This window comes from Carnobacterium viridans, from assembly GCF_900102725.1.
In the GTDB taxonomy this organism is placed as follows: Bacteria; Bacillota; Bacilli; order Lactobacillales; family Carnobacteriaceae; genus Carnobacterium_B; species Carnobacterium_B viridans.
On the sequence record NZ_FNJW01000008.1, the window covers coordinates 169,757 to 187,706 of the forward strand.

The 17,950-nt window shown below is 34.5% G+C and carries 17 protein-coding genes and 1 riboswitch; of the genes, 16 read left to right on the top strand and 1 reads right to left on the bottom strand.

What is annotated here, in order from left to right; genetic code table 11:
• The first annotated feature begins 180 nt into the window (after positions 1–180).
• The 14 genes from pfkA to BLT48_RS02355 all read left to right on the top strand — a co-directional run bounded on the left by pfkA (position 181) and on the right by BLT48_RS02355 (position 14,943).
• Complete coding sequence (gene pfkA / locus BLT48_RS02290; RefSeq protein ID WP_035022608.1) at positions 181–1,143, top strand: 6-phosphofructokinase; 963 nt, start codon at positions 181–183, stop codon at positions 1,141–1,143.
• Positions 1,144–1,202: 59 nt separating this feature from the next.
• Entirely contained in the window at positions 1,203–2,960 is a 1,758-nt protein-coding gene (gene pyk, locus BLT48_RS02295; RefSeq protein WP_089974852.1) for a pyruvate kinase, read from the top strand.
• A gap of 223 nt (positions 2,961–3,183) precedes the next feature.
• Entirely contained in the window at positions 3,184–4,092 is a 909-nt protein-coding gene (locus BLT48_RS02300; protein ID WP_089974855.1) for a CvfB family protein, read from the top strand.
• Positions 4,093–4,179: 87 nt separating this feature from the next.
• Complete coding sequence (xerD, locus tag BLT48_RS02305; RefSeq protein WP_089974858.1) at positions 4,180–5,070, top strand: site-specific tyrosine recombinase XerD; 891 nt, start codon at positions 4,180–4,182, stop codon at positions 5,068–5,070.
• Positions 5,071–5,161: 91 nt separating this feature from the next.
• Positions 5,162–6,331 carry a phosphopentomutase gene (gene deoB / locus BLT48_RS02310; protein ID WP_089974860.1) on the top strand — a complete coding sequence of 390 codons (1,170 nt, stop codon included), beginning with the start codon at positions 5,162–5,164 and terminating at the stop codon, positions 6,329–6,331.
• Between the two features lie 23 nt (positions 6,332–6,354).
• Positions 6,355–7,176: a purine-nucleoside phosphorylase gene (locus tag BLT48_RS02315; protein WP_089974863.1), complete on the top strand. Its 822-nt coding sequence runs from the start codon at positions 6,355–6,357 to the stop codon at positions 7,174–7,176.
• 210 nt (positions 7,177–7,386) lie between these two features.
• Positions 7,387–8,700, top strand: coding sequence for a diaminopimelate decarboxylase (lysA, locus tag BLT48_RS02320; protein WP_089974866.1), 1,314 nt, complete (start codon positions 7,387–7,389; stop codon positions 8,698–8,700).
• A 52-nt stretch (positions 8,701–8,752) separates the two neighbouring features.
• Positions 8,753–9,160 carry a GNAT family N-acetyltransferase gene (locus BLT48_RS02325; RefSeq protein WP_035022629.1) on the top strand — a complete coding sequence of 136 codons (408 nt, stop codon included), beginning with the start codon at positions 8,753–8,755 and terminating at the stop codon, positions 9,158–9,160.
• Complete coding sequence (locus BLT48_RS02330) at positions 9,161–9,934, top strand: segregation/condensation protein A (protein ID WP_035022632.1); 774 nt, start codon at positions 9,161–9,163, stop codon at positions 9,932–9,934.
• A gap of 1 nt (position 9,935) precedes the next feature.
• Positions 9,936–10,508, top strand: coding sequence for an SMC-Scp complex subunit ScpB (gene scpB, locus BLT48_RS02335; RefSeq protein ID WP_035022634.1), 573 nt, complete (start codon positions 9,936–9,938; stop codon positions 10,506–10,508).
• A gap of 32 nt (positions 10,509–10,540) precedes the next feature.
• A complete protein-coding gene (locus tag BLT48_RS02340; protein ID WP_035022636.1) occupies positions 10,541–11,272 on the top strand; it encodes a pseudouridine synthase in 732 nt (243 codons plus the stop codon).
• A 221-nt stretch (positions 11,273–11,493) separates the two neighbouring features.
• Positions 11,494–12,219, top strand: a complete 726-nt coding sequence (locus BLT48_RS02345; protein WP_089974870.1) for a response regulator transcription factor — start codon at positions 11,494–11,496, stop codon at positions 12,217–12,219.
• An 8-nt stretch (positions 12,220–12,227) separates the two neighbouring features.
• Entirely contained in the window at positions 12,228–14,024 is a 1,797-nt protein-coding gene (locus BLT48_RS02350; RefSeq protein WP_089974873.1) for a sensor histidine kinase, read from the top strand.
• A gap of 77 nt (positions 14,025–14,101) precedes the next feature.
• Positions 14,102–14,225, top strand: a riboswitch (FMN riboswitch).
• 136 nt (positions 14,226–14,361) lie between these two features.
• Positions 14,362–14,943: an ECF transporter S component gene (locus tag BLT48_RS02355; RefSeq protein WP_089974876.1), complete on the top strand. Its 582-nt coding sequence runs from the start codon at positions 14,362–14,364 to the stop codon at positions 14,941–14,943.
• Positions 14,944–15,099: 156 nt separating this feature from the next.
• On the opposite strand, the gene BLT48_RS14040 is transcribed toward BLT48_RS02355, so the two are convergent.
• Positions 15,100–15,264, bottom strand: a complete 165-nt coding sequence (locus tag BLT48_RS14040) for a hypothetical protein (RefSeq protein WP_218123352.1) — start codon at positions 15,262–15,264, stop codon at positions 15,100–15,102.
• A gap of 132 nt (positions 15,265–15,396) precedes the next feature.
• On the opposite strand from BLT48_RS14040, the gene BLT48_RS02360 reads away from it, so the two are divergent.
• The gene (locus tag BLT48_RS02360) at positions 15,397–16,467 is read left to right on the top strand and encodes a YpbB family protein (protein WP_218123353.1); all 1,071 of its coding nucleotides are present in this window, start codon (positions 15,397–15,399) and stop codon (positions 16,465–16,467) included.
• Positions 16,460–17,905 carry a RecQ family ATP-dependent DNA helicase gene (locus BLT48_RS02365; RefSeq protein ID WP_089974884.1) on the top strand — a complete coding sequence of 482 codons (1,446 nt, stop codon included), beginning with the start codon at positions 16,460–16,462 and terminating at the stop codon, positions 17,903–17,905. The genes BLT48_RS02360 and BLT48_RS02365 overlap by 8 nt, the downstream gene beginning before the upstream one ends.
• The last annotated feature ends 45 nt before the right edge of the window (positions 17,906–17,950 follow it).

Sequence of the window (17,950 nt, forward strand, 5' to 3'; positions counted from 1 at the left end):
AAGACAAAACGTTATAAAAATGGTAGAATAGCAGTTGAGCTTATGTTTGTAAGTTTGAACCAAGAAGTATTTGTGATAGAATGTATAAGTGTAATGAGTAAAAGATTTTTTAGATGATACTAGTTATGAGTTGTTTAGAAGAGCTGTTTACTTTAATCTATTTTATGAGGTGAAGTCAATATGAAACGTATTGCTGTTTTGACAAGTGGTGGAGATGCTCCAGGAATGAATGCAGCTATTCGAGCTGTTGTGCGTAAAGGTCTTTACGAAGGTATGGAAGTCTATGGTATTAACTATGGTTATGCTGGCTTAGTAGCTGGTGATATACGTAAATTAACTCGTAGAGATGTAGGTGATAAGATTTCGAGAGGTGGAACTTTTCTCTATTCTGCTCGTTATCCTGAATTTGCTACTGAAGAAGGTCAACTAAAAGGTATTGAACAACTAAATAAATTTGGGATTGAAGGTTTAGTCGTTATTGGTGGAGATGGTTCTTATATGGGAGCTTCTGCTTTAACGAAACACGGCTATCCAACTGTAGCTTTACCAGGTACGATCGACAACGATATTCCAGGGACTGATTTCTGTATCGGATTTGATACGGCTATTAATACCGTATTAGATTCTGTTGATAAAATCCGTGATACTGCAACAAGTCACGTGCGTACTTTCATTATTGAAGTTATGGGACGTAATGCAGGAGATATTGCATTATGGACTGGTGTAGCAGGAGGAGCAGAACAAATTATTATTCCTGAAACAGAATTTAATATGGAAGAAATTGCAAGCACGATTCAAAAGGGTCGTGAACGTGGTAAAAAACATAGTATCATAATTTTAGCTGAAGGCGTAATGAATGGAAACGACTTTGCAGATGAATTATCAAAACATGGTGATTACCAAGCTCGTGTTACGGTTCTAGGACATGTTCAGCGTGGAGGTTCTCCAACTGCTCGTGACCGAGTATTATCAAGTGTTTTTGGTGCGAGAGCTGTTGATTTACTAAAAGTTGGTAAAGGCGGATTATGTATAGGAATCGTAGACAACAAAATTGTTGAAAATGATATTGTCGAAACCTTAAAAACAAAAAAACATATGCCAGATGTCAGCTTATATAAATTAAATCAAGAAATATCTTATTAAACGAATTACAAACTTTAAAAAAATTGTAATAAAAAATTGCTGTTGGGAGAGATAATAGAATGAAAAAAACGAAGATTGTATGTACGATTGGTCCAGCAAGTGAAACAGTTGAACAACTGGTTCAAATGATAGATGCAGGTATGAACGTAGCCCGCTTAAATTTTTCACATGGTGATTTTGAAGAGCATGGTGCACGTATCAAAAATATTCGTGAAGCCTCAAAACGTACTGGCAAAATGGTAGGAATTCTATTAGATACAAAAGGTCCTGAAATGCGTACGCATAACATGAAAGACGGTCGTGTGGATTTTGAAGCAGGAGACATTGTTCGTATCTCAATGACAGAAATTGAAGGAACAAAAGAAAAATTCTCAATCAGTTACCCTGAATTAATCAATGACGTAAACCCAGGAACTCATATTTTATTAGATGATGGTTTAGTAGATCTTGAAGTAACAGACTTAGACCATGCAAATGGTGAAATTGTTGTTTTAGTTAAAAACCCAGGAACATTGAAAAACAAAAAAGGTGTTAACGTACCAGGCGTATCTGTTAACTTACCAGGTATCACTGATAAAGATGCTGCTGATATTCGTTTTGGTTTAGAAAATGATATTGACTATATTGCTGCAAGTTTCGTACGTCGTGCAAGTGATGTATTAGAAATCACACAAATTCTTGAAGAAGAAAACATGACACACGTTCAAATCATTCCTAAGATTGAAAACCAAGAAGGCGTAGATAACATTGACGAAATCTTAAAAGTTTCAGACGGATTAATGGTTGCACGTGGAGACTTAGGAGTTGAAATTCCTACAGAAGAAGTTCCTATCGTTCAAAAAGCACTTATCCAAAAATGTAATCAAGCTGGTAAACCAGTTATCACAGCTACACAAATGTTAGACTCAATGCAACAAAACCCACGTCCAACTCGTGCGGAAGCAAGTGACGTTGCAAATGCTATTTTTGATGGTACAGATGCTATTATGCTTTCTGGAGAAACTGCTGCTGGGGATTACCCTATTGAAGCTGTACAAACGATGGCACGTATTGCTGTTCGTACAGAAGAAGCATTAGTAAATCAAGATGCATTTGCATTAAAAGCTTACAGCCAAACAGATATGACTGAAGCTATTGGTCAATCAGTAGGACATACTGCTCGTAACTTGAACATTCAAACAATTGTTGCAGCAACTGAATCTGGACATACTGCACGCATGATTGCAAAATACCGTCCAAAAGCTAATATTGTTGCGGTTACATTTACAGAACGTCAAATGCGTGGGTTAGCATTAACATGGGGTGTTTCTCCAGTCGTTTCTGAAAAACCTGCTTCAACTGATGATATGTTTAATCTTGCTACTAAAATCGCTCAAGAAACTGGATTTGCTTCTGCAGGAGATTTAATTATCATTACTGCTGGTGTACCAGTTGGAGAACGTGGAACAACTAACTTAATGAAAATCCAATTAATTGGAACTAAATTAGCTAGTGGTCAAGGTGTAGGATCAGATGCTGTTATTGGTAAAGCAACTGTCGCAACAAGTGCTGAAGAAGCAAATAAAAATGCTGTTGAAGGTGGAATTTTAGTTGTTAAAACAACAGATAAAGACTACTTGCCAGCAATTGAAAAATCATCAGCTTTAGTAGTAGAACAAGGCGGTTTGACTAGTCATGCAGCTGTTATTGCTATTGCAATGAGCATTCCTGTAATTGTGAATGTTGAAAATGCAACAACACTTATTACAAATGATGAATTAATTACTGTTGACTCACGTCGTGGAATTGTTTATCGTGGAGCTACAACAGCAATCTAATCACAATTAACTAAACAAAACTCTCTTGAGGATTGATTTTAGATCCGATGGGGAGTTTTTTTTGAGTAATTTATTTGTTAGTTTACATAAAAAAAATATGGTAAACTTGCTTTGGATAAATTGTTCCTTACTTTCCATCTCCTTCTTTTTCTTATAAAATGTAGGAGATGGATCAGTAGAACAAAAATGCAACGATTATTTTGAAACTTATGGAGGAAAAAATATGAATCAATCATTAGGAAAAGTTATTACAGGTCTTGTTACAGATGTAAACGAGGATGCGTTTTTTGTACAAAAAGATGGAGTAACCTATAAATTAGACAAAGCAGAAGGAATGGAATACAAACTTGGAGATACAGTAGAAGGTTTTGCTTATATCTCAATGGATAAAGACTTTATGTTGACTCAAGATATACCTAAAGCTCAAGTTGGGTATTACGCATGGGGAACGGTTATAGACACACGTAAAGATCTAGGTGTATTTGTATATGTAGGCTTACCTGATAAAGAATTGGTTGTTTCACTTGACGAGTTGCCAACCATTAAACAACTGTGGCCTAAAAAAGGTGACCGTTTACTGATAACAATAAGAGTAGATGACAAAGACCGTATGTGGGGAGAACTAGCAAGTGATGAAGTCTATCAATCGCTAGCAAAAAAAGGAACAGAAGAATTGATTAATCAAAACATAAAAGGAACAGCTTACCGCCTGAAAATGATTGGAACTTTTATTTTGACTGAAGATAATCAAATTGGATTCATTCATCCTTCAGAACGTAAAGACGAACCTCGTTTAGGAGAAGTTGTATCTGGACGTGTCATTGGGGTTAGACCAGATGGTGTTATAAATGTATCCTTAATGCCGCGTGCTTATGAAGCTATCGGAGACGATGCTGCCATGTTGATGGCCATATTAGAAAGAACCAAAACTGGAAGCTTTCCTTATACTGACAAAAGTTCGCCAGAAGATATTTCTGATCGATTTGGAATCAGTAAAGGTCAATTTAAGCGTGCCATTGGCAATTTAATGAAACAACGTTTGATTGTACAAGAAGATGGCGAAACAAAACTCGTTGCCCCCTTAACTAAAGTAGAAAACGAAGAAGATCATATAGAACTAGATAATGAATAAACTAAAGAAGGCAGTTCACAACGTGTTCTTGCCTTCTTTTTGTGTTTCACTCGAGGTAGCATTTTTAATGAGATAGAGGTGAAGAAAATGAATGAAGATATAGAAGAATATATACGTTTTCTTACAATTGAGCGAGGTCTTTCAAAAAACACAATTGAAAGCTATAAAAGAGATATCAGACAATACTTGGTTTTTATTGAGCAAATCAAAGTAACCGAATGGAATCAAATTGATCGCTATACTGTATTGTCATTTTTACAGGATTTAAAAGAGAAAGAAAAATCAGCAGGTACGATTATTCGAATGATTTCTTGTTTAAGACAATTTCATCAGTTTTTAAAACAGGAAAAACTAGCCCAAAGTGACCCGATGTTACATATTGACACACCAAAGAAAGCACAAAAATTGCCAAAAGTATTGTCGATCAAAGAAGTAGAACGTTTAATAGAAAATCCAAATACAGGAGAGACGCTAGGATTAAGAGATCGGGCAATGCTTGAAGTAATGTATGCAACAGGATTGCGCGTTTCTGAGTTAACAGAATTAAAATTAGATGATTTGCATTTATCGCTTGGATTAATTCAAACAATCGGTAAAGGTGATAAAGAAAGAATCATTCCCTTAGGAGATCTAGCAATCACATGGATTGAAAAGTATTTGCGTTACAGTCGGACAAAGTTAGAAAAAGAAGGTCAGCGTTCACCGTATTTATTTCTAAACCACCATGGACGTAAATTAACCAGACAAGGCGTATGGAAAAATTTGAAAATAATCGTAAAAAAAGCTGGAATCGTAAAAGAAGTAACACCTCATACGTTGCGTCATTCTTTTGCGACACATTTATTAGAAAATGGGGCTGATTTAAGAGTGGTGCAAGAGTTATTAGGTCATTCAGATATCTCCACAACCCAAATATATACTCATATTACCAAACAAAGGATGTCGAGCGTTTACAAAACCTATCATCCCAGAGCTTGAAAAATATGTCCTCAGAGTTTTACTCGCTTTCTTATGTACTTTTTACTATAATGAAACTGTAGAAACCTATTATTAGGAGGATGAAGAAGGAATGTCATATAAAAGAGTGCATTTAATCGTCATGGATTCAGTTGGTATTGGTGAAGCGCCTGATGCTGATAAGTTTAATGATTTAGGAAGCGATACTTTAGGCCATATTGCGCAAGAAGCTGGCCTGACAATACCTCATCTAGAACAATTAGGGCTTGGAAATATTAAACCGCTAAAAGATGTTCGCAGTGTGGCAGATAGCCTAGGGTATTATACTAAATTAGAAGAAGTATCAGTAGGTAAAGATACAATGACTGGCCATTGGGAAATTATGGGACTGAATATTCAAACACCATTTCGTGTTTTTCCAGAAGGTTTTCCAGATGATTTATTAAAAAAAATTGAAGACTTTTCTGGCCGCAAAATTGTTGGAAACAAACCAGCAAGTGGGACAGCTATTCTTGATGAATATGGACAACACCAATTAGAAACAGGAGATTTAATTATCTATACTTCAGCAGATCCTGTGTTGCAAATTGCAGCTCATGAAAAGGTTATTCCTTTAGAAGAGCTATATCGTATTTGTCAATTTGTCAGAGATATTACGAAAGAAGATCCTTACATGATTGGTAGAATTATTGCTCGCCCATACATTGGGGAACCGGGTAATTTTTCAAGAACAAGTGGACGTCATGACTATGCATTAGATCCTTTTGGAAAAACCGTCTTAAATCATTTGAGCGAAGCCGGGAAAGAAGTCATCGCAATTGGTAAAATCAATGACATTTATAATGGAAAAGGTATTACTGATTCTGTACGTACGGAACACAATATGGATGGTGTAGACAAATTATTGACCGTTATGGGTAAAGATTTTGAAGGGCTTAGCTTCTTGAATCTTGTTGATTTTGATGCTAAGTTTGGGCATCGTCGTGATGTTGCAGGCTATGGTCAAGCAATAGATGAATTTGATGATCGAATAGATGAAATCGTTGGAAAATTAAAAGAAGACGATTTATTGCTGATTACAGCTGATCATGGAAATGATCCGACAGCTCCTGGAACAGATCATACAAGAGAATATGTTCCTTTACTAGCCTATTCCCCATCTATGAAAGGGCATGGCGAAATTCCTAAAGGACACTTCGCTGATATTGGAGCAACCATTGCAGAAAACTTCAATGTTCAAGATACAGGTTTTGGGAAAAGTTTCTTAAAAGAATTAAACTAAAAAAGAATTAATGGAGGACGGTTATGACTACCGCAATTTTAAATAAAATAAACGAAGCAAAAAATTATATTCTAGAAAAAGGCGTTCAAGATAGCGAAATCGGCTTGATTTTAGGATCAGGATTAGGTGAATTAGGCGACGAAGTTGAACATGCAATTGCAATTTCTTACAGTGAGATTCCGCATTTTCCTGTTTCAACTGTAGAAGGTCATGCTGGACAATTAGTCTATGGAACACTTGGCGGTAAAAAAGTACTCGCTATGCAAGGGCGTTTTCATTTTTATGAAGGCTATTCTTTAGAAGAAGTAACTTTCCCAATACGTGTAATGAAAGCCTTAGGTATTCATTCGGTAATCGTTACAAATGCAGCCGGTGGAATCAACGCTAACTTTACACCTGGGGAATTGATGATGATTATAGATCACATCAACTATACAGGCGTAAATCCTTTAATTGGACCAAATGATGCTTCTATGGGACCACGCTTTACGGATATGAGCCATGCTTACGATTTAGCTTATCAAGAAACTGTTCGTTCTGTAGCAAAAGATATGAATATCGACCTAAAAGAAGGCGTTTATGTTGGTTTTTCTGGACCTACTTATGAAACACCTGCAGAGATAAAAATGGTTCGTCTTTTCGGAGCAGATGCGGTAGGAATGTCAACCGTTCCGGAAGTGATAGTAGCAAAACATGCTGATATGAGAGTGATCGGTATTTCATGTATCACTAATTTAGCAGCCGGCATGCAAGCTCAATTAAATCATGAAGAAGTTGTTGAGACTACTCAACGGGTTAAACATACATTTAAAGCACTTGTAAAAAATATTCTTTCAGAAATGTAATCAAACAAATACAAAGAGAAACTGTAAAAAATTTATGGTTTATTAACCATAATTTTAATCAGTTTCTCTTTTCTTCATCTCTTGATTAAGTTGAAGAAGGAAGCAATATAAGATTATTCAAGGTATAGGCCTGCATTGAGAAATGCTTTTTTTTGTGTTAAAGTAAGTAAAGAAAAAAACAAGAGAAACTGAAATGAGGATAGTTGATTAATGGATGAAAGATTACTAACGGGCACAATGAGAATGAATAAGGCTAACCATTTAGAAATTGGTGGCGTAGACACAGTTTCATTGGTTGAAAAATATGGAACACCAGTCTACGTATACGATATTTCTCAAATAAAATACAAAGCACGTACATTTAAAATGACTTTTCAAAAACGTAATATCAAAGCTCAAGTTGCCTATGCCAGTAAAGCATTTTCTTGTTTAGCGATCTATCAATTAATGGCAAAGGAAGAGATGTCATTAGATGTTGTTTCTGGTGGAGAGTTATTCACAGCTATCCAAGCAGAATACCCAAATAAAAAAATCCATTTTCATGGAAACAATAAATCAGATTCAGAAATTATTGCAGCTTTGGATTATGACATTGGTTGTTTTGTTGTCGATAATTTTTATGAATTAAGTAAATTGAATGAATATACTAAACAGCGTCAACAAAAAGTGTCTATTCTATTACGGGTAACTCCTGGAGTCGAAGCTCACACTCATGAATACATTACTACTGGACAAACCGATTCTAAATTTGGATTTGATCTGGAAAACGGCCAAGCGCAGCAAGCTTTAGAAATGTCTTTGGAAATGCCGTATATCGATGTTATGGGTTTGCATTGTCATATCGGTTCACAGATTTTTGAAACAGACGGTTTTAGTCTAGCGATTGATAAACTAATGATACAATCAAAAGAATGGCAACTACTATTTGACTTTCAATTGCGTGTTTTAAACGTTGGTGGAGGTTTTGGTATCAGGTATATATCTGAAGATGAGCCGTTGCCAATTGAAGATTATGTAAATAACTTAATTGATGAAGTTCAGTCTGTTTCAGAAAAAATTCAATTGCCAATGCCTGAAATTTGGATTGAACCAGGTCGTAGTCTAGTAGGAGATGCAGGGATTACTTTATATCAAGTCGGTTCGCAAAAAAAGATACCAGATGTTCGAAACTATCTAGCCATTGATGGTGGTATGACGGATAACATCAGACCTGCCTTATACGATGCGAAATATACGGGAGTTTTGGCGAATCGTGTAGCAGATACAGTAGAAGAAACTTACTCTATAGCTGGGAAATGTTGTGAGTCTGGCGATATGCTAATTTGGGATTTGCCACTGCCAAAAGCAGATGCCACTGATATTTTAGCTGTTTTTAGTACTGGTGCTTATGGTTATGCAATGGCAAGCAATTATAACCGTATTCCAAGACCACCCGTAGTATTTGTTGAAAATGGAAAAGATTTTTTGGCTATTAAGCGAGAAAGTTATGCAGACTTAATGAGATTAGATTGCTCTCTTTATTAATAGATATGCGCTAATAGTTAGTATTGCATGCTTAAAGCGCTAGGAGGAAATTATGTTACTCGATTACAAAAATGATTATGAAAAAATTTCAATGGGATTGCTCTCATTCGTTCCAGATTTAAAAGACGTTTCTCGTTTGCAAGATGAAATGGATTGGTATCAAAGTAAAGAAAATCGTAAACTTTATTTATGGAAAAGTGAGGATACTCAGGATATCATAGGTGTAATAGGCGTAGAAATTGGGAATGACATGATACTGCTAAGGCATATTTCAATCAACCCTTCATTTAGAAACGAAGGCATTAGTTATAACATGTTAGAAGCTTTAGAACGTCGTTTCCTACAAAAAAAAATACTAGGAACATTAGAAACGTCCGCTTTGGTTGCTAAGTGGGAACAAGAAAAAAGCAAACAAAACCAACAGCAGATCTTAGTAACTGATGAAAAAGGCGAGGGTTAAATGTCATCTGATATAAATATAAAAACTGATGCATTTGAAGGGCCGCTAGACTTATTGTTGCACTTGATCAAACACTTAGAGATTGATATTTACGATATTCCAATTGCTGATGTAACATCACAATATTTGAATTACATTCGAGCAATGAAAGTATTGCAGCTAGATGTCGCGGGTGATTATTTAGTTATGGCTGCTACATTAATGGCTATTAAAAGCAAACTTCTGTTACCAAAACAGGAAATCGATGCAGCTCAAGATGATGAAGGGTTTTATGATTCTGGTGAAGACCCCCGAGATGCATTAGTAGGACAATTACTCGAATATCGAAAATTTAAATCAGCAGCCGCTTTATTGAAAGTAAAAGAAGAAGAGCGAAGTCACTACTTTTCTAAGGAGCCTGCTAATTTAGAGCTGTTACAAGAAAAGGTTCCTCTCGAACCTCTTCAAATCAGTACATTTGATTTAGTAGCTGCTTTTCAAGAAATGGTTAATAAGAAAATGAAAAAAGTTCCTTTGCAAACAAAAATTAAAGCTGAAGAGACCACGATTAATGAAAAAATGAATTTTATCATGGGAAAACTAAGAAATGTAAAAGCCAGTCAAGGGATTTTGTTTGCAGGTTTTTTTGAAGAGCCAACAAAAAATGAGATGGTAACGACCTTTATGGCTTTACTTGAACTCATCAAGGAAAAAGATATTTACATTTTACAAGAAATAACTTATGGAGATATTATTGTCTATCCATCAGAAACAGAAGAAATAGGTGACGAGTAGTATGGATGAATTAGCAGTAATTGAAGCACTTCTTTTTGTAGCTGGAGATGAGGGCATGACATTAGAAGAAATCTCAACTCTTTTAGAGTGTTCAACTCAACAAGTCTATCAATTTTTAATGCGACTTCAAAAAGAGTATGAAACGATGACTGCCAGAGGGTTGATGTTGCTGGAGGTAGGAAATCACTATCAACTTGCGACTAAAAAAGAGTATGCAGAGGTCATAAAAAAGTATGCTATTTCGCCTTTGACTACTAATCTTTCACAAGCAGCACTAGAAACACTTGCCATTATAGCCTATAAGCAGCCTTTGACTCGGATGGAGATTGATGAGATACGAGGAGTACAAACAAGCGGAGCACTGCAAAAACTCACGCTTAGAGGATTGATTGAACCAAAGGGTCGAGCAGAAGGTCCTGGAAGAGCTATTTTATATGGAACTTCGGGCTACTTTATGGATTATTTTGGTCTTAAAGATTTAAATGATCTACCAAAGATAACCGAATTAGAAACTGAGACTAGCGAAAAAGAGTCAGATTTATTTTTTGAACGTTTTAATCAGCAGTTTGAATAAGAATAAAAATAGAGTTGTATGAAGGAGAAATTATGGAAAGATTGCAAAAAGTTTTAGCTCATGCTGGAGTAGCCTCGCGTCGTAAATCAGAGGAACTTATTTCTAAAGGACATGTTAAAGTAAATGGAAAAGTTGTTAAGGAAATGGGCATTCAAATCGGGAATTCTGATGTAGTAGAAGTAGATGGCGTTCCGATTTATAGAGAAGAACCAGTCTATTTTTTATTGAATAAACCTAGAAATATGATCACAGCCGTTTCAGATGATAAGGGACGACCTGTAGTAACAGATTTGTTTGCTAATATCGAACAACGAATTTATCCAGTTGGACGATTAGACTACGACACAACAGGGGCATTGATGTTAACAAATGACGGAGAACTTTCTCAATTATTGATGCATCCTAAGTATCAAATAGATAAAACGTATGTGGCTAAAGTAAAAGGTCTAGTTGATAGAAAAGCACTGAATAAACTTGAAAAAGGTATCATAGTTGAAGGTAAAAAAACGGCACCAGCTAAAGCTAAAATCCTGTCATCTGATCGAGCAAAAGACATCACTATGGTCGAATTAACCATACATGAAGGTCGCAATAGACAAGTAAAAAATATGTTTCAAGCTATTGGTCATCCGGTAGAAAAATTAAAAAGAGAATCTTATGGTACATTGACATTAGATGGATTACAACCAGGGGAGTGGCGTGAATTAAAAACGTTTGAAATCTATCAATTGCGCAATTCAGCAACCCAAGAAGAAAATAATTAAACGAGTAAAGAGCTTGAATAAAAAATCAAGTTCTTTTTTTTATAAACAATAACGATTTAGCTGGTCATTTTTTAAAATAAGCCCTTTTTTTGAGAACGTTTTAATATTTTAACAAGGAATCATGTCAATTAGTTGAATCTTGTAACAAATGTTGTGTATACTAATATCAGACTAAATTTCTGTAAGTAAGTGCTAAAGGAAAATGATGAGGTGGAAATATAATGGAAAATGATGACATGCACCTATTAGTAGTAGATGACGAAGATCGTATTCGCCGACTATTAAAAATGTATTTAGAAAGAGAGAATTATGTCATTTTTGAAGCAGATAATGGTGAAGATGCCGTTAAGATGGCTTTAGAAAATGATTATGATTTAATTTTGCTAGATTTGATGCTTCCTAAAATGGATGGTATTGAAGTTGCTGAAAAAATACGAGAAACTAAAAATACTCCAATTATGATGTTGACCGCTAAAGGGGAGGAAGTTAGCCGTATAGAAGGATTTGAAGTAGGTGCAGACGATTATATAGTGAAACCATTCAGTCCCAGAGAAGTCGTTTTAAGAGTATCGGCTGTTCTAAAAAGAACCCAAAGCGGAAAACCAAAAGCAAAAGCAAATCCTGATTTAATCAAAATGCCTCATTTTGAAATAGATGATCAATCTCATCGTGTTTTGGCAGATGGCAGTGCTGTCAATCTGACTCCAAAAGAATATGATTTATTATTGTATCTAGCACAATCTCCAGATCAAATTTTTGGAAGAGAACAATTATTACGTGAAGTATGGAAGTATGAGTTCTTTGGCGATTTAAGAACGGTAGATACTCATATTAAACGCTTAAGAGAAAAATTAACGAAGCATTCTGAACCGGCCGCGAAAATGATTGTGACCGTATGGGGTCTAGGGTATAAATTTAATTCTTTTCCAGAAGAATCTGAAAAGTAGGTCGGAATATGTTTAAATTAAATAGCCTTGTAACCCGTACTTGGGTAGTAACAATGTTAGCTATAGGTTTTTGTTTTTTTACCTCAACTCAAGTATATGGAATGATTTATAAAAAAAATATTGAAGAAAACTATATAAAAGATTTTGAAAGTTCAATGGATGCTATTGCAACCATGTCTGAAGAAGATCCAAATTTTTTAATAGAAAATTTAGATAAAATAAGAGTTTTTAATTCATATCTTTTTTTGATCATCCAACAACAAGATGAACCTATTGTTTATTCGTCCATTATTGATTTGGATAAACAATTAAAATCTATTGAGAAAGTCAAAGCGACTAGTCAAGTGAGTGCTGCTTTAAGTAGTGGAGAAGACGCTTTGATTAAAGACGAAGTATCTTTTGATGGAGAATCAAAAATACCTTTTATCATGAAAATTCATCATTTTGATCTTAACAACCAAGCTAGTCAACTATACATCTATGGAGATTTATCTTTTTTAAATAAAACCCATAGTAGGATGGCGATGTGGTCAGTTGCGAGTTTGATTCTTTATATTGTGATAGGAATTTTATTGTTTTATTATTTCCAACGTAGGCTGGGTCATCCCTTAACTCAATTGAGAGATATTGCTTACGATTATGCTAAAAATGATTTTTCAAAACAAACTCAATCGAATTATAAAGATGAGTTAGCTCAATTAGCGCTTGCTATGAATAAAATGGGGAAATCATTGGAAGTAACAGGAGCAGCAACTAGACAAGAAAAAGAACTATTAGAAAACATTGTGACGTCGATATCAACAGGAGTGTTGTATTACAATCAAGATAAAACATTATTGATGTCTAACCCACTTGGAGATGAATATTTACAACACCTGTATCGATCAGATCAAGTAATGAAAACAGTTATACCTGAAGTGCTAGAATACAAAATCGATTCTGTTATCAAATTTCCCGAAAAAGTAAGTTATGAAAATAATATTGATGATTATTATTACAATATAACATTGATACCACTTTTTGATGAAAATTTAGAAAGTGTCCGTGGTGTTTTGGTTTCTATTCAAAATATTACTAAAGAAAAAAGGCTTGACATTATGAGGAATGATTTTATTAATAACATCTCTCATGAATTAAGAACACCTTTAGTGATGATTCAAGGCTACAGTGAAGCTATTTTGGATGATGTAGCCGAGACGCAAGAAGAGAAAAAAGAAATGGCTAAGATTATCGGTGAGGAATCTATTCGAATGAATCGTATGGTTAATGAAATGCTGGATAGTTCTAGAATGGAAGCTGGCTTTATCAATTTGATCAAGCTGGATGTTCAGTTAGACGACTTTTTCAATAAATTATTTACGCGATTTGCTACGATGTCTGAAAAAAATAATATTGAAATGAAATTGACGATTGATGCTAATTTAGATTCTTATTATATGGATGAAGATAAGATGAACCAAGTATTTGTAAATTTGATTAATAATGCGATTAGACATACTAGTTTGTCTGATAAAGAACATAAAAAAGTTGAAATTTGGGTTCATTTGGATAGAATCATGGATGAGGTTCTAATCGAAGTAAAGGATAACGGAACAGGAATTTCTGAAGAAGATGTCCCTTATGTTTTTGATCGTTTTTATAAAGCTGATAAATCACGTACTGTAATGAAAGGCAATAAAACAGGAACGGGTATCGGCTTGTCCATTGTTAAAAATATTATAGAAGCACATGGTGGCTTTGTCGAAGTGAAAAGTGTTGTGCATGAACACACTGCTTTTATTGTTCATTTACCCTATATTGATTAATTCGCGAATAAAAAGTAAGTAACCATTGATTTTTCTTTTATTATGGTATACAATCAAGATGTTAAAAAAATATAAAGATTCGTCTTCAGGGGCAGGGTGAAATTCCCGACCGGTGGTATAGTCCACGAGCTAAATAGCATTATTTAGTTGAACTGGTTTAATTCCAGTACCGACAGTAAAGTCTGAATAAAGAAGATGGAGTTTATTTGAATAGGTCTCATTGTTCAAGTGCTCTGTTTAGTTATCTGAAGATAATTAGGACGAGCATTTTTATATTGTTTTTATTTAAATAGACTCAGTAATGCCTATGCTGATGAATCCTTTTAGGAGGATTTTTATGCAAACTAGTAATACGAAAAAAATGGTGGGAATCTCCATGTTGGCTGCTTTTGCGACCATTTTGATTTCATTTGGTTTTCCAATAATTCCAGGAGTCACTTTTCTTAAAGTAGACTTTAGTGATATACCTGTTTTGATTGGAATGTTTTTATACGGTCCGGTTGGAGGCGTAATGGTGGCGTTTATACGCTCTTTACTTCATTATATCCAAACGGGCGGTGACGCAGGATATCCTATTGGGGATACTGCAAGCTTCATAGCTTCTGTCGCTTACACATTGCCAATTTATTTAATCATGAAGGCTAAAATTCATGATACGAAAAATATTGTGTTTGCAAATGTGATTGGAACTGCATCTTTAACGGTTGTTCTATCCGTTGTAAATTATTTATTTTTACTTCCTTTATACTTAAAAGTATTAAACTTTAGTGTAGGGCCTATTAGAGAGTATCTTTTAATGGGTGTTATACCATTTAATATAATAAAAGGAGCTATAGTAAGCACGGTATTTATCTTACTCTTTGCAAAATTAAAAACTTGGTTATTTCGTAACCAAATGACAAAAATCAGTGTTAAATAAAAAAAGAAACCGCAATTTTTGCGGTTTCTTTTTTTATTGCCTCTATACTTTTTAGTGTTGATAGCTTAGTTAAATTAATGTCACGAAAATTCTGGAGGAATAGGGTTTGCTTGTAGCTTGCATTGGATTCAATGCGAATTACAAAGCGTTAGCGCTTCAGCGATTACGTTTTATTTGAGGCTTGAAAGCTCTGAAGACTACAGGCTTCAGACGTTCCCTTGGCTCTCCATAAGCAAACCCGTCTATTCCAGAAGAAATTTTATTTTCTTCTATATCAACACCATTTTGACAAAGAGCTTTTTTATTTAACTTATAGAACATGCTCCTTATTTGTTATTTATTAAAATTTACAAAAGAATAGCCTAAAATTAGTTATTTTTGGTATATTAGATTTAACAATGTATCAGCGTTGCTGTTATGATTGTTAAAGTATCTGAAATGAGGGTGAATGTCTTGGAGCAATCGTTATACAGCCAGTTTTTCTGTCTCTCATTATATTCTAAAGATTACCCGATTAAACCTTCAACGTTGTACCATATTTTAATAGGAAAAAGAACCGCTTCGATTTTATTCAAAGCGCACACGTATCAAGTGATAAAGTTTTTTTCGATTTTTACTAATCTAAAACGAGAAGAGTACAATCAGATGATTCAACGTTTCATTGCTAAAGGTTGGATTAAAGCAAATAATACAAGTGAAGAGTTTTATCTTTCTGAACAAGGAAAGACAGAAGTAGAGTTCTATTTTTCTGAACATTTTTACCCTACAAATTTAAATCAATTGCTAAATGGAAAAGCTGTTAAGGAATTTTGGGGGAAAATGGTATTTTTGACCCAAGTTCTTTCAGAATTAAGGTACCAAAATAAGCATTATTTGCCTCTTAATAAAGAATGGAAAAACCAACTTTGGGTAAAAAATTGGTTGAAAAATAATCCACTAGATAAACAAGATCTCGCTCAATCTTTCGGAAAGGAATGGATTCAAGCGTTAACTAATTTGGATTCATTTTCTGCAGAAGTAGTAGTATCGCAATTGACTGGTCATGAAAAATTTGGAAAAACAATTACTCAATTAGCTTCGATGCATAAAATTGAAGCATTAGAAATAGCTTTTTTACTTCAAAATGCTATTATTCAAGTAATGGATCAAGTCGTTCGAAAAAAAGAAAACTATCCTTTGTTTTATTTGATTTATCAAGAATGTATCGGAGATCCTTACAGCAGTCTAAGCCAAAGTACAAGATTGACCGCATATTATTTAGATCAAGGACTTTCTATTGAAAATATTGCATCAAAGAGGAAATTAAAAGCCAATACTATTTCAGAACACGTTATTGAATTGGCTATTATTTTTCCGGATTTCGATGTTTCTAACGTGATACCGGATAGCAAATATCAACGTTTAATTACAGCATTTCAATCTAATGAAAATATTACCTATGAAGAACTAGAAAAAGATATGCCGCAAGTCCCTTTTTCATGGTATAGATTAATTCAAATTGAAAGGAGTCGTACTGATGACTAATAAAGAACTCATCAAACAAAATTTAGAGAACTATTTTGGGTACACTTCTTTTAGAAATGGTCAGGAAGAAGCCGTTTTAGCAGCTTTAGAGGGAAGACATACCTTAGTTATGCTGCCAACTGGCACAGGGAAATCAATTTGTTACCAATTAACAGGCTATTGCTTGAATGGACTTGTAGTAATCGTTTCACCTCTACTGTCATTAATGCAAGACCAAGTAGAACAGTTAAAGCTTAACGGTGAAAAAAGAGTTGCAGCTATCAATAGTTTGATGGATGTACAGGAAAAAGAATGGGTTTTAAAGCATTTATCGCAGTATAAATTTATTTTTCTTTCACCTGAGATGCTTCACCAAGAATATGTGATGGCGTACTTAACAAAAGTTCCGATTGGTCTTTTTGTCATTGACGAAGCTCATTGTATCTCTCAGTGGGGATTGGATTTCAGACCTGATTACTTAGATCTAGGATTGGTTCGTACACAATTAAACTTCCCATTAACCATGGCGTTAACCGCTACTGCTACAAAACGTGTACGAGAAGAAATTTTAGCGTCATTGTATATTGATGATAAAAATACAAAGGAAATTGTCTATTCAGTTGATCGTTCAAATATTGCTTTTTCTACTATTATCTGTGACCGAGATAAGAATCAACACCTGATGAATCAAATTGAGAAATTGAAAAAACCAGGAATTATCTATTTTTCTAGTAAGAAAACAGCCGATGAAATTGCTGAATTGATTCGATCTAAAACAACCATTGTTGCAGAAAGTTACCACTCTGATATAGAATCAGAAGATAAGATTAAAATACAACAGCAGTTTGTTCATGATGAAATTGATATTATTTGTGCGACAAGCGCATTTGGAATGGGTATCAATAAAAGCAATATTCGATTTGTTATTCATTATCATCTTCCTGGCAGTCCCGAAGCGTATTTGCAAGAAGTCGGAAGATGTGGCAGAGATGGAAAACCCAGTCTAGCTCTATTGCTATACGAAAAAGGAGACAGTATGATTCAATTTCGTTTGCAAGAAGATACATTACCGACAGTTGAGATGTTGGAATACGGGTATAAAAAAGGCGTGACTCCAGAAGGTAGTTGTAGTCCTTCCCAAAAGCAACTATTAGAAAACTATTTAAAATCTAATTTATCTATTGAAATAGCTAAGCAGCAAATAAAAAGTAGAATTGTATACAAACAGCAGCAATTGTATTACATGATCGATTATGCGGAAACTTCTAGTTGCAAACGACGTTTTCTCTTGCATTATTTTGAGGAAAAATTAGAGAGCAAACCAGATAGTTGTTGTTCTAATTGCAATCTTGAGATTGCTGATTATTATGGTGAATCTGATTTGAAACAAAAAATAAGTTCTCAAAATGAAAAAAACTGGGAAGAAACCTTGAATGCATTATTTTTAATTGGAAAATAATAGGACAATTCTATATAAAAATGATACAATAATAGCGAGTTTAGT